General features: G+C 39.0%; 15 protein-coding genes. 4 read left to right on the top strand and 11 right to left on the bottom strand.

Annotated features, from left to right (window positions below; translation table 11 throughout):
• Positions 1-37 precede the first annotated feature (37 nt).
• The gene (locus tag MMP60_RS06280) at positions 38-448 is read right to left on the bottom strand and encodes an OsmC family protein (protein ID WP_241335471.1); all 411 of its coding nucleotides are present in this window, start codon (positions 446-448) and stop codon (positions 38-40) included.
• Between the two features lie 227 nt (positions 449-675).
• Here MMP60_RS06280 and MMP60_RS06275 point away from each other — a divergent pair, with 227 nt between their 5' ends.
• Positions 676-1,254: a YceI family protein gene (locus tag MMP60_RS06275; RefSeq protein ID WP_241335470.1), complete on the top strand. Its 579-nt coding sequence runs from the start codon at positions 676-678 to the stop codon at positions 1,252-1,254.
• Positions 1,255-1,463: 209 nt separating this feature from the next.
• Here the strand turns inward: MMP60_RS06275 and clpB are convergent, their stop codons facing one another.
• Positions 1,464-4,043, bottom strand: a complete 2,580-nt coding sequence (clpB, locus tag MMP60_RS06270) for an ATP-dependent chaperone ClpB (RefSeq protein WP_241335469.1) — start codon at positions 4,041-4,043, stop codon at positions 1,464-1,466.
• 260 nt (positions 4,044-4,303) lie between these two features.
• On the opposite strand from clpB, the gene MMP60_RS06265 reads away from it, so the two are divergent.
• Complete coding sequence (locus tag MMP60_RS06265) at positions 4,304-5,104, top strand: M23 family metallopeptidase (protein WP_241335468.1); 801 nt, start codon at positions 4,304-4,306, stop codon at positions 5,102-5,104.
• Positions 5,105-5,174: 70 nt separating this feature from the next.
• Here MMP60_RS06265 and MMP60_RS06260 read toward each other — a convergent pair whose 3' ends face one another.
• Positions 5,175-5,597, bottom strand: a complete 423-nt coding sequence (locus MMP60_RS06260; protein ID WP_241335467.1) for an OsmC family protein — start codon at positions 5,595-5,597, stop codon at positions 5,175-5,177.
• 148 nt (positions 5,598-5,745) lie between these two features.
• Between MMP60_RS06260 and crp the strand changes: the two genes are divergently transcribed.
• Both crp and MMP60_RS06250 read left to right on the top strand, forming a co-directional pair.
• On the top strand, positions 5,746-6,453 hold the full coding sequence (gene crp, locus MMP60_RS06255; protein WP_241335466.1) for a cAMP-activated global transcriptional regulator CRP: 708 nt from the start codon (positions 5,746-5,748) through the stop codon (positions 6,451-6,453).
• 211 nt (positions 6,454-6,664) lie between these two features.
• The gene (locus MMP60_RS06250) at positions 6,665-7,447 is read left to right on the top strand and encodes a M48 family metallopeptidase (RefSeq protein WP_241335465.1); all 783 of its coding nucleotides are present in this window, start codon (positions 6,665-6,667) and stop codon (positions 7,445-7,447) included.
• Between the two features lie 71 nt (positions 7,448-7,518).
• Here the strand turns inward: MMP60_RS06250 and MMP60_RS06245 are convergent, their stop codons facing one another.
• The 8 genes from MMP60_RS06245 to MMP60_RS06210 form a co-directional block, all read right to left on the bottom strand.
• Positions 7,519-9,246 carry a biotin carboxylase N-terminal domain-containing protein gene (locus tag MMP60_RS06245; protein WP_241335464.1) on the bottom strand — a complete coding sequence of 576 codons (1,728 nt, stop codon included), beginning with the start codon at positions 9,244-9,246 and terminating at the stop codon, positions 7,519-7,521.
• A complete protein-coding gene (locus tag MMP60_RS06240) occupies positions 9,239-10,822 on the bottom strand; it encodes an urea amidolyase family protein (RefSeq protein ID WP_241335463.1) in 1,584 nt (527 codons plus the stop codon). Before MMP60_RS06240 ends, MMP60_RS06245 begins: the two co-directional genes overlap by 8 nt.
• A gap of 28 nt (positions 10,823-10,850) precedes the next feature.
• Complete coding sequence (locus MMP60_RS06235) at positions 10,851-11,612, bottom strand: 5-oxoprolinase subunit PxpA (RefSeq protein ID WP_241335462.1); 762 nt, start codon at positions 11,610-11,612, stop codon at positions 10,851-10,853.
• Between the two features lie 154 nt (positions 11,613-11,766).
• Positions 11,767-12,363 carry a 4'-phosphopantetheinyl transferase superfamily protein gene (locus MMP60_RS06230; RefSeq protein WP_277603689.1) on the bottom strand — a complete coding sequence of 199 codons (597 nt, stop codon included), beginning with the start codon at positions 12,361-12,363 and terminating at the stop codon, positions 11,767-11,769.
• Positions 12,364-12,567: 204 nt separating this feature from the next.
• Positions 12,568-13,230, bottom strand: a complete 663-nt coding sequence (gene elbB, locus MMP60_RS06225; RefSeq protein ID WP_241335460.1) for an isoprenoid biosynthesis glyoxalase ElbB — start codon at positions 13,228-13,230, stop codon at positions 12,568-12,570.
• A 93-nt stretch (positions 13,231-13,323) separates the two neighbouring features.
• Positions 13,324-14,130 carry an AraC family transcriptional regulator gene (locus MMP60_RS06220; RefSeq protein ID WP_241335459.1) on the bottom strand — a complete coding sequence of 269 codons (807 nt, stop codon included), beginning with the start codon at positions 14,128-14,130 and terminating at the stop codon, positions 13,324-13,326.
• Positions 14,131-14,227: 97 nt separating this feature from the next.
• Positions 14,228-15,220, bottom strand: a complete 993-nt coding sequence (locus MMP60_RS06215; RefSeq protein WP_241335458.1) for a porin — start codon at positions 15,218-15,220, stop codon at positions 14,228-14,230.
• A 54-nt stretch (positions 15,221-15,274) separates the two neighbouring features.
• Entirely contained in the window at positions 15,275-19,612 is a 4,338-nt protein-coding gene (locus MMP60_RS06210; RefSeq protein WP_241335457.1) for an AMP-binding protein, read from the bottom strand.

Raw genomic sequence — 19,612 nt, 5'->3', positions numbered from 1 at the left:
AATAAGGTGTTGAATAACCAAACAACACCTTATATTTTTACACAATACTTAACGCTGTTTGAATCGAGATATTAGAAGTTAAAAGCTTATGAACAGGACAGCTTTCAGCAACTTTCAATAAGCGTTTATGCTGATCTTCTGTAAACTCACCTTTCAACAAAATTTTACGTTCGATATTATTTTGACCAGATTCAGGTTCACCATTTGAGTTTAATATGAGATCAACTTGGACATGCTCAAGCTGAATTCCTTTGTGCTTTGTGTACATTTCTAAAGTAATAGTCGTGCAAGCACCTAATGCAGATAATAATAATTGAATTGGATTCGGTGCGCTATCTTGTCCTCCTTTATCTGTTGGTTCATCTGAATACCAGATATGACCTGAGGAATCTGTGAGTGTTACACGATAAGGCGTTGCTGTACTTAAGGCTTGTGCTGTATGTGTCATGTTTTACCTTGTTGTTTATCTTCTAAAAACTAAATAAAAATATACCAATTGATCATGTTGCTTCTTGAACTAAATGTCTAGTACTGAATAGTCTTATAATAATTATGTTTGATATGCACTGTAACGCTTTTATTGTTGCACGAATGAAACATATCGTTTTATAAAGAATAATGAATAAAATTACTTGATGTATAAACTAATTAACATATCAAACAAGGATACAAAAGATGCAACTTAAAACATTAAGTCTCGGTTTAGCAATCACTTTAGCAAGTTCAGTTACTTTAGCAGCTCCTGTCGATTACAAAATTGACCCAACACATACTGCAACAGTATTTAGTTGGAATCACTTTGGTTTCTCTACACCAAGTGCAAATTTTACCAATATCCAAGGCGTAATTAAGGTTGATAATGAAAAACCTGCAAATTCTTCAGTTGAAGTGACAATTCCATTAAGCAGTGTCAATACAAATGTAGCGGCTTTAGATAAAGAATTCCAAGAAGAAGCTTGGTTTAATGCAGCTAAATATCCAAACATTACATTTAAAAGTACCAAAGTAGAAACCAAAGATAAAAAGCACTTTAAAATTACTGGTAACTTAACTGTAAAAGGTGTAACTAAACCTGTTGTTTTAAATGCTATCTTGAACAAACAAGGCGAGCATCCAATGGCGAAAGTTCCTGCAATTGGTTTTAATGCGACCACTTCATTTGATCGTTCTGCATTTGGTATCGGAAATTACGTTCCAAATGTTGGTGATAAAATCACTGTAAATATCACCACAGAAGCAACTGCTGTTAAATAAGATCAGCCCCATATCCTAAAATTTGCCTATCCATATTTCATACAAAAAAACTGAGCTAAGTATTTAGCTCAGTTTTTTTATTTATCCATTTGATAGATAAGAATATCTACAATCAGATAACATCTAAAAATTCCCAACCGTCACAGATTTTAGTATGAGTCTTTTGATAAATCACACCTAGTCAATCTGTGACGTTGAGAGTATATACTTTAACTCAACTTCATTTTATCAAACACAAGATGCCCATCTTCACCTTTGATTAAGATGTTATCTCCTGCTTGAAACTCACCAGATAAAATTTTATGAGCCAAACTATTTTCCACTTGTTGCTGAATCGCCCGTTTTAATGGTCGTGCACCATAAATAGGATCAAAACCAGCATCAATTAATAAATCAAATGCTGTATCGTCCACAGTTAAAGCCATATCGCGTTCACTTAATCGTGCACGTAAACGATCCAACTGAATATCGGCGATGCCACGAATCTGAGCTTTTTGTAATGAATGGAAAATCACCAATTCATCAATACGGTTAATGAACTCTGGACGGAAATGCTGACTTACTGCACTCATCACTACAGTACGAAGCTCATCATCAGTTGCCCCCTCACCCAATTCACGAACATCCTGTGAACCGAGGTTAGACGTCATCACGATCACTGTATTTTTAAAATCAATCACTCGACCTTGTGAGTCCGTTAAACGACCATCATCCAACACTTGTAATAAGATATTGAAGACATCAGGGTGCGCTTTTTCCACCTCATCAAATAAAACCACACTGTATGGTTTACGGCGTACTGCTTCAGTTAAAGCACCACCTTCTTCATAACCAACATAACCCGGAGGTGCTCCAACCAAACGACTGACCGAATGTTTTTCCATGAACTCGGACATATCAATACGAATCATGGCATCATCACTATCAAATAAGAAATTTGCCAATGCTTTGGTTAACTCGGTTTTACCGACACCCGTTGGACCTAAGAACAAGAATGATCCACTTGGGCGATTTGGGTCTGATAAACCTGCACGTGAACGGCGTACTGCATTCGAAACTGCCACCACCGCTTCATCTTGCCCAACCACACGATTATGTAAGAAATCTTCCATACTGAGCAGCTTTTCACGCTCGCCTTGCAACATTTTCGCCACAGGAATACCTGTTGCAGCACTCACCACTTCAGCAATTTCATTTTCAGTCACTTTAGTACGAATCAGCTTCGGTTCTTCATTTTCTTCTGCGACTTCGGCTTGCTCCAAACGTTTTTGTAACTCTGGAATCACACCATATTGCAAGCGAGCTGCTTCAGCCAAATCACCTTCACGTTTTGCTTTTTCCAAAGCCACACGTGCTTGATCCAATTCAACTTGGGCCTTCTTATCACCTTCAACCAGTGTTTTTTCAGCTTTCCAAATTTCCTCTAGATCATTGTACTCTTTTTGCTTTTCAGCAATTTGCTGTTCAAGATGATTCACCTCGGCTTTACTGCCCGCATCTTCATCCTTTTTCACCGCTTCCAATTGCATTTTTAACTGGATTAAACGGCGATCGAGTTTGTCTAAAGCTTCTGGCTTCGAGTCAATTTCCATTTTGATTCGAGATGCTGCTTCATCAATCAAATCAATGGCCTTATCAGGGAGTTGGCGATCGGTGATATAACGATGTGACATCTTCGCTGCAGCAATAATCGCCGAGTCTAAAATCTGAACGCCATGATGGGTCGCATATTTCTCTTTTAGACCACGTAAGATTGCGATGGTATCTTCAACACTTGGCTCATCAACGAGTACTTTTTGGAAACGACGTTCAAGCGCAGCATCTTTCTCAATATATTGACGATATTCATCTAGAGTGGTTGCACCAACACAACGCAATTCACCACGCGCTAATGCAGGTTTCAACATATTGCCTGCATCCATTGCGCCATCACCTTTACCTGCACCGACAAGCGTATGTAACTCATCAATGAATAGGATGATTTCACCTTCATGCTTTGCAAGGTCTTTGAGTACAGCTTTTAAACGTTCTTCAAACTCACCACGATATTTAGCACCAGCAAGTAATGAACCGAGATCTAAAGACAGTACTCGTTTGCTTTTCAAACTTTCAGGGACTTCACCGTTAATAATACGTTGGGCTAAACCCTCAACAATGGCAGTTTTACCGACACCCGGTTCACCAATTAGAACAGGGTTGTTTTTAGTACGGCGTGATAAAACCTGAATCGTACGACGAATTTCATCATCACGACCAATCACAGGGTCTAATTTACCTGCTAAAGCACGTTCAGTTAAATCAATCGTATATTTATTCAGTGAATCACGTTGATCTTCATGATTATTGCTCATGACTTTGTCATTTCCTCGAATGTTTTCAATTACTTTGCGTAAATTATCAGGTGTGACACCAACACTATTTAAAATGGTTTTGGTTTCACCTGTTTCTGCCAAACCTAACAACACCCAATCTGTAGATAAAAATTCATCACCCACCTTTTGGGCATAACGGTCAGCTAAATTCAGTGCCTTTACCGCTTCAGGATTTAGATTGATATCACCTGTTGGATTTGCCAAAGTTGGCGCATTGCTTAGTGCCTGCTCTAGCTTCTGTTTTAACTCAGGCAAACGTGCTCCTGATTGTTGCAACAAACTCAAATTGGCTGGTTCTTCAAGTAAAGTCGACAATATGTGAATCCCTGCAATTCCAGTATGATCCTTACCCATTGCCAATGATTGTGCATCTGAGAGTGCTTGCTGTAGACGGTTGGTAAATTTTTCAAAACGCATTCTTGTTATTCCTCACAACAAATTTCTGACTTATCACTAAGATGGGAATGATTTTTCAAATTTCAAATAAAATTTATATATTTTTCAATATTTTATAAAAAACATAAAATATAAGACTTAGTAATAATATGGGTATATAAACAACCTATTTCAAGTATATTTTGTATAGTTTTTCTATCTATTCAAATTTACGCAAAACCTTTATTGTACTTTTATGGCAAAGGTTTTAGCTTAGCCTTTATTTAATTAAACTGATGATCATGTTACTAAAAAAAATCTATTTTGCTGCTGTTTGCCTTTTGCCAATTCACTTTGCATTTGCCCAACTCCCCCAAGATTCAAGACGAGCGGGAGGAATCGCCATTATTCCCATCACAGCGGAGGTAACGCAAATATTTTATGAACAAAGTCCTGTGCTTATTTCTCAAGAAGGTACTCAACGTTATGCTATTTTTGGTATTCCACTGTCAGCGCCATTAGGAACACTGACCTTAAAAACCAATCAGAAACCAATCGAAATTGAAGTGAAGCCTTATCAATACGCAGAACAGCATCTCAATCTTAAAAATCAAGACTATGTCAACCCAAAGCAAGAGCAACTAGACCGTTATGCAGTTGAGGCAAAGGAACAAAATGATATTTATCGCTCTTTCAGTCAAAGCACCTGGACCCAGCTTCCTAACTTTATTCGCCCCACAGCAGGTAAATTTAGTAACTCATTTGGACGAAAACGCTTTTTTAACCAAGAAGAACGCGCACCGCATTCAGGTTTAGATATTCCTGCACCAATTGGACAAAAAGTGATTGCCCCAGCGGATGGCATCATCATACAAACAGGAAATTATTTCTTTAATGGCAATACGGTCTTAATTGATCATGGTCAAGGTTTGATTAGTATGTTCTGTCATTTGAGTAAAATTGAAGTCACAAAAGGTCAACATATTACTCAAGGTGAGCTTTTAGGTTTAGTTGGAAATACAGGTCGCGCGACAGGTCCACATTTACATTGGGGAATGAGTCTAAATAATGCACGTGTAGATCCGCAGTTATTTATAAAATGAAAATTATTTAGGCAATAAAAAAGTGATCTAACCACTTAGATCACTTTTTAGTTAAACTTAATAATAAAAATTATTCAGCTTCAATAATTTCAAAGTCATGTGTGATTTCTACCCCACCATCAGACAACATTTTGCTTGCTGAACAATATTTTTCTGCCGAAAGCTCAACAGCTTTTTCAACTTGCTTGGCTTTGACAGATTTTCCCGTCACAACAAAATGTAAGTGAATTTTTGTAAATACCGCTGGGATCGTATCTGCTCTTTCAGCCTTTAACTGACACACAACATTGGTCACATCTTGGCGTGATTTCTTTAAAATAGTCACAATATCAAACGAAGCACACCCACCAAGTCCCATTAAAATCAATTCCATAGGACGTGGACCACGGTTTTCCCCACCATACTCAGCAGAACCATCCATCACCACACTATGGCCACTTTCTGATTTCGCTTCAAAAGCAACATTCTCTAACCAATGTACACTTGTTTGCATTGCAACTACCCGAAAAACGTTATAAATTTACTCTAGTTCTTGTACACTAACATAAAATGAGTTGATAAGGAATTTCATCTCTTCTGTGTAGAAAAGGCTCTAATGGGGCCTGTGCGATCGGTTTTATCCAAATTCGGAAATTTTAAGCATGACTTCAAATTTTTCACATCTTAGCACTGATGCTTTATCTCCAGGTCAATTACCGGAATCAGTTAAAGCATTGCTAAAACGTGCTCACATTAATAGATACCCTAAACGCACCACGATTGTTGACGCTGGAACAGAATCAAAATCACTGTACTTAATATTAAAAGGTTCAGTATCAATCATATTACGTGAAGACGATGAGCGTGAGATTGTTGTTGCTTATCTCAATCCAGGTGATTTCTTCGGTGAAATGGGACTGTTTGAAACAAATCCCCAACGTACTGCTGAAGTCCGTACTCGAGATATTTGCGAAATTGCCGAGATCACTTACGAGAATTTCCACGAACTCAGTAAGCAATATCCTGATCTTAGCTACGCTGTGTTTGCACAGCTTGTACGTCGTCTTAAAAATACGACACGTAAAGTAACTGATCTTGCATTCATTGACGTATCTGGTCGTATTGCACGTTGTTTAATTGACTTATCCGCTCAACCTGAGGCAATGATCCTACCGAATGGTCGTCAGATTCGTATTACACGTCAAGAAATTGGTCGTATCGTAGGTTGTTCACGTGAAATGGTCGGTCGTGTACTTAAAACCCTCGAAGATCAAGGTATGATTCAAACTGATGGTAAAGCAATTTTGATCTTTGATACCTCTTTAGAAGATAATGCTTTCTCTGAAGAGGAGCTTGAAGAAGAAGATTAACTTCATCTCACTTTGAAATATATTTAAAAGCCAGTGTTTTACACTGGCTTTAGTTTTATATGAAAAGTTCATATATACCTCATATCCCTATTCTACTTACACAATTACTATGATTATAGAGAGAATCTGAATGCAAAGCCTTGTAAACATTTTTTATAATCCACACTAATCATACGTATATTCATAAGATACTGATTCGGAGCAAGTAAGTATGAAAAATTTGGCTTTAAGCCTTTGTGCAATGACTGCCATCACGATTTCAGGCTGTGCCTCATTTGCTGATATGGCAGGTGCAGACAGTGCTACATTAAATGCTCAGTCAGCACAAAGCTTTTCAAAAATGACACAGGAAGCACGTGCCAAAAATCAATTGGACATGAGTTCAAATACTTACCAACGTATTAATTCAGTATTTTTGCGTTTAAAGCCATATGCTGATCAAATGAATCAAACAGGTCAACGGTTTGAATGGCAATTGGCAGTGTTAAAATCAGATACCGTCAATGCCTATGTCGCTCCTGGTGGCAAAGTCGTTTTCTATACAGGTATCGTGAACAAGCTGAATTTAACCAATGACGAAATTGCGGCAATTATGGGGCATGAAATGACCCATGCGCTTGAAGAACATGCCAAAAGTAAAATTGGTGCTCAGAGTCTAACAAATATCGTGATAGATGTTGGTAAATCATATGCTGAAGCGCATGGTGCAAATATCGGCGACTTAGGTAATGCTGCAATTGCTTTAGGTAGTCAAATTGGTATTGGTTTGCCGTATTCACGCAACCTTGAAAGTCGTGCCGATTATGGTGGCTTAATGCTCATGGCAAGAGCAGGTTACAATCCAAATGCAGCGATTAGCCTCTGGGAAAAAATGGATCGCCTAGATGGTGCAAGTGGCTCATCTTTCTTATCTACGCATCCATCAAATAGCCAACGTATTGGCGATATGCGTAAAAATTTACCTGCTGCTATGGCAGTTTATAAACGCCGTTAATGTGTATACAGCCATTAAATCTCTAAAAGGAGATTTAATGGCATGTTGCTCAATACGACGGACTGAGTTTTTTAATGAATCTCAGCAATTTTTGTGTCAGCAATAATGGTCTGATTAATCGCTATCAACTTTTGAATTTTCCCTGTTTGGTGAGCAAAAACAGGAACTTCCATTTTCATTGCTTCCATAATCGCAATAGTATCACCTTGGCTCACTTGATCATTTTCTTGAACGTTCCAAGCGGTAATCACACCACTAATCGGTGCTAGAACAGTATCCTCACTATGACCAGTATTTAAGTCATTCGAATTTAGATTGAGCTGCGGTGTACCCATTAAACTAAAAAGTACATTTGGTAAGCCAATTTGGTGAAGTTTTCCATCTATTTCAATTGGATAACGTTGTAACTCAGGCTGATTATTCAACTTACTGCGCGAATGATCGGGAAAATCATGTCGACAATCTTGTTCAATCCAACGCGTATGTACTTTAAATTCATCAACAAAGTCAGCATCAGACAAGATTGCACGATGGAATGGCAATACTGAAGCAATTCCCTCTATTTCAAAATGAACCAATGCTCTTTTCGCACGTTGAATTGCAATTTCACGTGTTGCACCAGTGATAATCAATTTCGCAATTAACGAATCAAAATGGCTTGAAACAAGACTTCCAGTCATGACCCCTGTATCAAGACGAATACCAATCCCTGAGGGTGGATGAAAACGTGTGATCTGTCCAAAAGCAGGAATAAAACCGCGTGCTGGATCTTCTGCATTAATCCGGAATTCGATTGCATGACCTATTGGTTTTGGCATTTCTTGAATAGAAAGGGGTTCACCTAAGGCAATCCGAATTTGTTCAACCACCAAGTCAAGACCCGAAGTTTGTTCCGTCACAGGATGTTCAACCTGTAGGCGCGTATTAACCTCTAGAAATGACAGTTGACCATCTTGGCTAAGTAAGTATTCTACTGTACCTGCCCCGACATAATCAGCAGCTCGGCAGATCGCAATTGAAGATTGAATGAGTTGGGTATGAATTTGCTCATCAATAAACGGTGCAGGTGCTTCTTCCACTAGCTTTTGATTACGGCGCTGCAAAGAACAATCTCTCGTTCCCACAACCACAACATTCCCCTGCTGATCTGCAATGATTTGTGCTTCCAAATGTCTAGGTCGATCTAGATATTGCTCAACAAAACATTCTCCTCGACCGAAAGCAGCTAATGCTTCTCGTACAGCAGACTCGTATAAAGCAGCAACTTCATTCAGTTGCCAAGCGACTTTTAAGCCACGTCCACCGCCACCGTAGGCAGCTTTAATTGCTATTGGAAGACCATACTGTTTCGCAAAATCTACCGCTTCTTGAGCTGATTGAAGTGGCTGTTCAGTCCCATGCACCAATGGCGCATTTACTGATTGTGCAATCTTACGCGCCTGTATTTTGTCGCCAAGTTTATAAATGCTCTCAGGAGATGGTCCAACCCAAATCAGACCTGCATCTATCACTGCTTGGGCAAATTCAGCACGTTCTGATAAAAAACCATAACCGGGGTGAATCATGGTGGCTTGGGCTTTGTGCGCAATATCAAGAATCTTATTGATATCTAAATAGGTTTGCTGTGCTGTCTGCCCTGATAATGCCCAAGCTTCATCAGCTAGTTTGACATGTAAACTGCCTATATCATCATCTGCATAAATGGCGACTGATCCAATTTCCATGTCCTGACAGGCTTGTATAATTCGAACAGCAATCTCTCCACGATTCGCAATCAATAGCTTATGTTTGTTATGCATGTTCTTTGATGTCCATGAAATCTGAAATTTTACGAAATTGAATATAACAACCCGTAGGAATCTGCGCGATCAAATCTAAATGATAGGATGCAACTGCAGCAATCACAGGATAGCCGCCTGTAATAGGGTGATCATTCATAAATAATACAGGTTGACCGTTGGGTGGAATTTGTAAAGCGCCTGTACAACACCCCTCACTTGGTAACTCTTGATTGAGCTGCCGCTGTAAAGGCAGATCACCAACTAGTTTCAATCCAATTCGATTACTCTCTGTACTGACCAACCAACGCTGCTTAAACAATAAATCAACACTTTCATCGGCGAACCAATCCGTACGTGGGCCTAATACAACATCAACGGTAATCGTCTCACCTTGTTTAGGTAATGCCGCAGCAATTACATTTAAACTGACAGGCTGCGTTTTTAATTGGGCAGAGTAAATCTCATCACCCACTTGGATTGGTTTTGTACCCAATTCTGCCAAAGAGTCATAACTAGCACTCTTTAAGACTTGCTCAACAGCAATACCACCACGTACCGCAATATAATTTCGAATCCCTGCACTAGGTGCTGAAATATAAATTTCATCGCCATGATCTAAAGCAATCGGCTGATACAAGGCCACTTTGACTTTATCCGCGCCAACATAAGTAATCCAGACTTCCGTTTCCGCACCTGTCACAGCAATGACCATCGCTTTTAAAGCCTGTAATCGTAATCCGCCATTTAATACTTCTATAACGGCTGCATTTTTTGGATTCCCAACGATTAAATTCGCCTGCTGAAATGCACCTTGATCCATTGCTCCTGCTCGTCCCACACCCCATTCAGCCAGATGCTTACGCCCCTCGTCTTGGATCAACGCCTGTAAGCCCACATTTTTAATACAAAATACAATCGGTTTTTGAATGCATTGGGCTGGAGAAAATGACTGAGCAGGTACACTCACTTGGGTTGGATTATGGCGAATATCTTTAAAAATCACATGATCACTGGGAAGTAACAAAGCAGGCTGTTGCCGATGGATATCCCATAATGCCGCATCAGTCTGACCAATCAACTGCCACCCGCCAGGACTGTCTTTTGGATAAATCCCACTGTACTCACCCGCGAGCCCTACCGCACCCGCACTGACTTTTTTACGTGGCGATGCTAAACGCGGAATACTGCCAAAAGCATGTTCTGGGTGAATTAAATAGGCAAAACCAGGTGCGAAACCAATAAATGCAACTTGCCAGTAAACATTCGTATGCTTCTGAATCACTTGATCGGTACTGATTCCCAAGTATTCAGCGACATTATTTAAATCAATCCCGTTATAACGGACATCAATCACAATTTCTTTGCCTTTGCGCAAAGCATCCTGATTGACTTTCTGAGTTGAAATCCATCGAATCAATGTACGGAGATCAACCTGTAAAGGATCAAAGTAAATCAGTATGCTACGCGCTGCAGGAATGAGTTCCTGTATATGAGGGTGATGTTTCTGTTTTAAGCAGTCATAAGCTGCCATAGTTTCTTCTAAACTTTGAAATTCAATCAGAAAACAATCTAAATTGACGGATAAAAATCGCATAAAACGGCTCTTGCAAAACGTTTAAAAGTTACTTAACCACGAAAGCACGAACATCAACTTGATTTTCGAGCAATACCTGACGGATTTTTTCTGCCATTTGTACCGCTCCAAACGTATCACCATGCACACAAATTGTATCCGCATGAATTACAGTGAAGTCACCCTCAATCGACTCAATACCACCTTTCAAAACCATATTCAGTACACGCTGAGCGATAACTTCAGCATCGTGTAAAACTGCACCGTCTAAACGACGAGAAACTAATGCACCATTGCGATGATAAGCACGATCAGCAAATGCTTCAGAAATAACAGTGAGACCTTGTTCACGAGCAAAATGAATTAATGGTGAACCCGCCAATGCAACTAAAACTAATGTTTCATCAAAATGCTGCATTGCATCAATCACTGCTTGGGCTTGAGCTAAATTGGTGGCAATGGTGTTATATAACGCACCATGTGGTTTGACATAAGTCACTTTCGTTCCTGCGACTTGGGCTAATCCCTGCAAAGCTGAGATCTGATAAAGCACGTCTGCGTATAGCTCATCATAAGACAAATCCATATTACGGCGACCAAAACCAACCAAATCTGGATAGGAAACATGCGCACCTACACTTACATTCTGTGTGGCTGCTTGTTTTAAAGTACTTAAAATATTTAAGGGATCACCTGCATGAAAACCACATGCAATATTGGCACTGCTAACGATTGAAAGAATTTGCTCATCATTGCCCATTTTCCAAGCGCCATAGCTTTCGCCTAAGTCGCTGTTTAAATCAATATGCATATTTCGCCTAATGCTATTTTTTCATGATCCTATAATTGAATAATATATTCGAAATGATTACGAAATCACATATTTATCGGTACTCATGGACGAGGATTTACGATCTAACCGATTGCTATATAGTGAAGAAAGAATGATAGGTTTTAGATGATAATTATTGTGCAACAAGCGTTAAAACATGCTTTTTGTGAATTTTTGCTGAAACCATAATTTGAGCTTCAAAATTGACTTCTCTGACATCAAATTTCATTGAAAGCGAATGCCCTAGATAGATAAGCTCAGATAATTCAAAACGATGAAAATCAATACCATGATGAATTTGTTTCGAAAATGCCTTAAATATGCTTTCCTTTGCAGAGAAGATCAATGTAGCCGCTATTTCTTTATTTATTCCTTTTGCTATTAATAACTGAAGCTCTCTTGCAGAATAAACTTTCCCCTCTATTCCTGAGAAATCTGTTTTTGTCATGATCGGTTCGATATCAATTCCTACAAAGCAAAGGTCTTTTGATGATGTAACCGCACACATTGCCATGGTATCGCTATGCGTTAATGTGCCAATCAAATCTTTAGGAAATATCGGCTCTTTACGTCCGCCAATTATCACTTGCTCTAAGCAAAGTTTTTCAGGCATTGCAGCTAATGCCAATTTTGCTGCGTAGCGCCCTGCTAAAAACTCACTTTGCCTAACAGTGGAATAGGATTGCAACTGGGTTGGAAGCAGAATTGAGAGTTCATCAAATAAATTCATATCAAAATATTGCTGATTAAACTCACAATACGCCAAATACAAATCAAAACACGGTTCATAGAGCAACTTGTGCATTTTTATAAACCGATTTGGAAGCGCACAACGAATATAAGAATTCACAAAACGATTCAGCACTGCGTCAATCTCAAATGATTGATTGAAATGGATCAGGGCAGAAAACACGCCACCCCGATCCATTGAATTTTATTTGCTCAGCTCAACCATCGCTTTCACCAACTTAGAAATCCCTTGGAAGATATCCTTTAAGTTAGCGTGGTCATCCATATAAGCTGGTGTTGTAACCAAGCGATGCGTCGTATCCACAACACAATCATTGGTTTCACAAACCTGATGCACAGCACCTGTTTTCTCAATCTCAGCAGCCGTTCCAGCATGATGACCAATCGTAAGTGTAGGTTGAAGATCACCAAACGTCAGTGCCAATAATGCAGGAGAAATACAAATCGCACCAATTGGTTTGTTGCTTGTTTTAAACGCTTGCAGAACAGCAATCACTGATTGCTCTACCTCACCGTCTGAACCTTTAAAAGCAAAACTCGACAGATTCTTTGCAACGCCAAAACCACCAGGAATAAGCAGCCCATCAAACTGTTCTGCTGCCAATTCAGTAATTGGACTAATCTTGCCACGTGCAATTCGGCCTGCTTCTTGTAGTACATTTCTACTTGCAGATTGGTCCGGCTCACCTGCTATATGATTCACTACGTGATATTGTTGGATATCAGGTGCAAAAATACTGTATTCAATACCTTCAATATCCAATGCCAATAGCGTTAAAACAGACTCTCGAATTTCTGCACCATCCAAATAACCACAGCCTGATAGAATAACTGCTACTTTTTTCATATTCATTCCTTAATTTTCTTAATGATGTGTTACACAAAAATAATAAGTTTATTTATTAATTCAGAATATATCCGAATACGTCATAAATTATCTTTAATCGAGCATTTTAGTTTTACGAATTTCTCGTGGGGTCATACCAAAAAGTAATTTGAACTGCTCAGTAAATCGAGATTGAGATTGATAACCACATTGCTCTGCAATATTACCAATATGGAATTGTGTCGTTTGTAATAAATGCAGACCATAACCTAATCGCGCTCGATTGCGAATATCTTGAATATTATTACCTTCAGTTTTTAGTTTACGTCTTAATGTTGAAGCACTCATAAATAAATTAGAAGCGATTAAATCCACAGGCCAATCACAAGAAACATCATTTGAGATCATTGATTGAACCTTCTCACTTAAACTCGGAGGCTCAACAATATTACAAACATCTTTGTAGCCTGAATGATAAATAATCTCCAGTATTTCTCTTTTTCTCAGTCTCATTACTTGAGCCGGTGCAATCGATGAGAACTCCATAAATTGGCATAATGCACTGGCAAGTACAGGGTTGATTTCACCCTGAAAATATTTTTTATACGGCGCTGGGCTTTTAGGAAGTTCAGAAAAATCTTCATGTTCAAAATCAATAAGTACTGCAAAATATTCTTCTTGAATCGGAATATTACGCATATCTATTCGAGGGCTATTCGATAAAAATACAAAGCTACCCGACAGACATTCGACTGAGCCAGATTTACCCAATTTCTTAGTACCACTCAATATAAAAATGAGTAATGGCTTTATAATCGGGACATTGGTAATCATCTGTTCTTTATGAGATGAATAAACTGAAAAAGGTAATTGTGATTGGTTTTTAATTGCTTTTTTAGCAACTACAATAATATTATCCATAATTAAGCGTTCGGGATATAAGCAAACTCTTCCATCTTATATCCCAAAACTTTACCCCTAATATTAAATTAATGTCCCATAAATAAATTTAAAGTTTTTAAAAATCGACATGATAATTAAAACCTAAAGCCAAATTCTTTTGATGATGACCATTATCTAGATCGATGTAAGTTCCCAATAAATAGAGCTCCCCACCTTTAATCCAATTATAGAAAGCACCCAGTGTTAAACTTTGACCATCTCCAGAATAACGTGAACCATTGATCAGTTTAAAATCTGCATTCGACACATGCCCAATTGCAGCAGCAACCCGACCAAAATTGGCAATCGGCTTTTGAACAGAAAGATTCAAATATTCATCTTTACCAGAACGCATCGTATTAATGTGCTCATATGAAGAAGACCACTGCCAATCATCAACCTTTTTACGATAATACAATCTGGTTGCATTTTTATTATTGCTCCCATTCGCAACCGTTGGCTTTTCACCTAGATCAACATATTGGATTCCCAGCACATCCGCTTCATCACTATATTCTAGACCAAGGTGTATATCACCATCAGAATTTTTACCAGTATAACCAAGATTCGCTTTTAGATTATTCATTTTAGGGGAATAATAGAAAATACTATCGTTCGTAAACCCCCGAGTCATACTCGAGAAACCAAAGCTACTTGCTGCAAATGTTGTTCCTGCAGGCGTATCCCAAAATGGGTCTCCTTGTTTACCTGCTAGTTTATAAGCAGTATTCATTTTACCCACTTCAAGCGAGCCATACTCTGGATCACTAATAGAATAACTACTGATAATTTTATCTGTATCAATAAAATGATCACCCATAAAATCAATCGCTGTATGGTAGCTATACTTAAATGTGGTTGTGCCACACTTTAATAAAACTGAACCACCTACTCTCGATGCATTATTAGATGTTTTTCTATATGCATCTTCACCAGACAGATTATCTACATCAAAATAGCCGAGTGCGTAAGCCAAACGGAGATTAAGCTTATAATCTGGCTCACATGATGGATTTGCAAATGCAGAAACAGGCAATACTAAAAGTGAAATTATCGTTAACGTTTTCATATATTTCCTTTGCATAAAGCTTAGGCGAGAAAATCACTTTTCTCGCCTAAATTTTTATATGCCTCGATGCTGATAGTGGTCATCTAATATCATGTTTGTTTCTAATGTTTCAGGCTGTAAAATGGCCTTTTCAACAATTGCAATGACCTCATTGAGGTCCTGCGCAGCCATAATTTCTGCCATAGAAAATGATACTTTTTGCCCAGGTAAAGAAAATTCAGACTCAAGAGCATTTACAAATCGAACAATACCCAGTGATGCGAGTCCATTATCATTTAGGCTAAGTTCTCTATTCACCTCAAGCCCAGAGATTTTTGCAGCAGTTTCTAGCACAACTTCTGCGGTATCTAAAACAGGTCTGCTATCGTCTGTACTGCTGCCCACCGATTTGATGCGTTGAATAATCATTGCAACCAAATTGCGAAGCAAGGTATCTGCTGGCTGAATTAACTTTGCAAAAATAACGACTAAACCAACCACATAGAAATATTCATACCATTCGACTGGAACTGGTTCAGGGCTAAACCAATAGAAACTTTTACGATCGTCCCACCAATTCCACCATTCACCACCGCGTGTGGCTGCGTAGTACCACTGCCCAACCATTTGATGAAATAGAAAGCAAGCATAAGCAGTGGGTGCAAGAAATTGGAATGGACTCATTCTTAACAGTCTGGCAGTAAAGCCCTTACCTGTACTGAGTGCAAAAATCCAAAGTAAAGTCAGTGGAGCAAATGAACGGCTGTAGATTTCATCCCAAATACGATTGGTTATTGCAGGATCTGCATAACTATTTGCACCCTCAGGTCTCATAAAATAAGCATCTACAGGGACTTGAGTCACTTCAGGACCAAAGTGTGTGTAGCCTTGAGCAATGTGTGCGATACTGACACAAATAATAATCAGTGTAATTGCATCAGCAACATAGCCCCAAATATGCGAACGTTTTTGCTCAGTGGGTCTAATGGCATCATATAAGAATGCGGCACACATGCCGACCAAGAAATACACCATCCAGAAAGGTGCAAATAGATAGAAGCCTAAGCCTGTCGCATTTTCTTTACCCGCCAATTCAACCTGAGCCACTGAAGGCGTTGTCTGTAATCCTGTCGCAGGATCAAATAGACCATATCCAACAAAGTCAACAACAAATCCGTACCAGAACCCCATTAAGATTACGATATTCGTCGTTAATCCAATCGCTATATACATGAGGATTTTCTTAACATTACCGCGTTGCTTATACAAGGCATTGTAAATCATCGGGAATATAACAAGACATTGGAAATACATCGAAATAAACCACAGGTAAAAACCAATGAACCAGCTCGCCCCCCACAATGGCGTTGCTTGTAAACCTGTCGCATGAATTCCAAATGATAAAATGACATTGCCTAGCCAAGAACCTTCGATCCATGGCGTTCCCTGACAATATGATGCAGTACCTTCGTGAACTAAAGGTCCCCAACTAAAACTAGGTATAAACGTTGATGGGTGACAACTGACAAATAAATTACCCATCGCAAAAATAATCGCCAATGCATACAGAGGATACATCACCGCTACTCTTGCTTTTACAAAAGCAAATTTATTTTGAATTATCGCAGGCATGAGAATAGCAAGAGAAAAACCCGCTAAGATAAAGAAACTATTTACGTGCCATTGGAACTGACGGAGATTATTAAATGCTTCCCATGAGTTATTCGCACCAATATGCATAAACATGACATAACATGCCAAAATAAATCTGAAGCCCGCGATTGTCTCCCAATCCACTTTTGGCTTGTCGAGGCGATTCGTATTTAAAGCGAGTTCACTGGTATTTTTAGTCGCGACTTTGTTCTCTTTGCGTTCTGAGGTTATCGCTATATTTTGCTGATTTGGGGAAGGTTGCGTCGTTATACCTAGTGATTCTGCCATGACATTTCGCTTATATTTTTTACTGTTTGTCATTGGTAAATCATTTTTATCAACGACTCTCCAAATCGAAGGAATTTTATGTGCTGCAACTCCTCGTTTGAGTAAAAAAGAGCGTAACTCATTCACCCACTTACTTTGATTCTCCAAACTAAATGCTGGGTCAGATGAAACGATTGCACACCCCACCTCTTCACCATAAGTTTCAGATGGCACGGGAAAACATATCGCGATATCAATACTCGAATGACTGGTTAAATTGTCTTCTATTTCAGCAGGTGCAATCTGCTCACCGCCCCTTTTGATTAATTCTTTAAGCCGACCTTCTAAGCTCAAATGACCAAAAGCATCCATCTGACCCAAGTCACCCGTTAAAAACCAAGTGTGGATTTCACCAGATTGAGGCAATTGCATTAAGAATCGAGATTTATTATTGGCTTCAGGATTCTCTTTATAACCAGAAAAAACCGTATCACCTGAAATCGCAATTTCACCAGCAACACCAAAAGGTTGCGGTTTAAGGGTAACTGGATCAACGATTGCCAATGACGCAATTAATGGCACGCCAACAGAACTCGCCTTAACCTCCCAGCTCATTTCTGTCTGAGCAGGCTGCGAAATAGGCATGAGTTCAGACATACTATAAGTCGGCAACACTGGGCAATCGTAAGCTTTCATAAGCGCCAGTCGATCTTCTTCTTTGAGCGCAGATGCGCCCGAGCGAATCAAGCGTAGGTTGTGTTCAGACCATACACCATCATGATCTAAATACTGCTCTCGATTTTCCTGAAGATAACGTAAAGTTGCGAGCTGAATAGTAGGTACAGCTGAATACCATGTTGGTTTCGGATTGGATTGTACCAATGCCTCAGCCATAAGTTGTGGGTTATATAAACCTTCACATGTGATCGCTGCACCAACAGATAAACTCGCCAAGATCGAAGCAGATATGCCACCAATATGATCCAACGGCATCACACTATAGGTCACATCGAATTCATTAATTCCAACACTATCTGCTAAAATTGTGCTGTTTAGAACCAAATCTTTTTGCTTGAGTGGCACAACCTTTGGCATAGAAGTCGTGCCAGAAGTTCTGAGTAGAAGGCAGTCATCATATGCATGAGTGATTAACTCTGGCTGGTTTTCATATCCATCTAAGGAATGTTTAAATTTAAATAAACCTGGATGTTGAGATGAAAGTGGGCTGACATGATGTAATGATTTATTGTTACTTTGGCAATATTCTTCACAAGCTGCAATGACATTTTTAGCATTCACACCTTCAAATAAAATAACATGCTCGACTTGAAGTTGTTTTAGTGCAGATAAGGCTTCAGCCTGTGTCATTGTGGTAGAAAGCGGAACAGCACATGACTGAGCTGCGACGGTAAGGAAAGCAACAGCACCCTCTGCACTGCCGCCAGAAGGCGCCATATATGCAACGATCTGTCCACTTTTAACTCCTACTCGTCTGAGATCACCCTCTCCCCCTGAACGAATAAATGAAAGTAAATCCCCATAAGTGGTACATATTTGGTTATTTTGCTCTCTAGCAAGCCTAAACAAAGGAGATGATTGGGCTCGTCTTCCCAATAATTCTATAATTGTCGTTGCTTGTCCTTCAGAATGAATCGAAACTTGAGCGACTTGCACTTCTGTATCAATTCTTCTAGAACTGAATTTACACGAAGCTTGTTCAGTGCTTTCCGTTCTTTGGCTTGCTGATGAAATGTCTGTTATACAATGTTTTATTTCATCCTTAATCGGTTTTGCGATCGTACTACTAATTTCATGGTCACTGTCCAAATAAAAAATTTGAGTATTCGGATTTTTATCATGTAGTACCAATGATTCGGACCACGGTTTTAGAGCATCATGTTGTCCAATTAAATGTATGGCTTGATTTTGACTATATTCCTTAGCACATTCTGGTAAACCTGCAAGCCTTCTCATATCCAATAGTGGAATGGCAGCACCAGCACAGGCATAAATAGACGTTTTAAAAGGAATATTAGAATTTATATTGAACTGGGTTTCCCTACCCATGTAGCTTTGAACTGCATCCAGTAATGCAGGATCATTCGGTAAATTATTTACCAAGCTAGCAATGTATCCTCCTTGACTAAACCCATAAATTGCATCAAAAGGTCCATGTATTTCAATAGCCAACAAAACACTTTCTATCGCACAACAAATACTCTGCAATAATGCTCGATGATCTAAATTTTCCCAATCAGATTTAGGCGGTAGCCATGAATACCAAGGTCCTTCAACCAGTCCTGTCAATTCAGATAAACGAATATCTGGAGACTTAACTTGGATGGTGCCATTAAGATAAGTGATATCATAATCTTGGTCATTAAGTTCTAAATTCTGAAGTTGTAATTTGGTAATTATTTTATTACTACCATTTCCATGAAGGGCTAAGATTTTTCGCTGCATTTTCGGTGTTTGGTTTTCTTGAGCAGACAT

Source organism: Acinetobacter sp. ANC 4805 (assembly GCF_022549495.1).
Classification (GTDB): Bacteria; Pseudomonadota; Gammaproteobacteria; order Pseudomonadales; family Moraxellaceae; genus Acinetobacter.
This window is presented reverse-complemented; position numbering and strand designations above follow the sequence as displayed.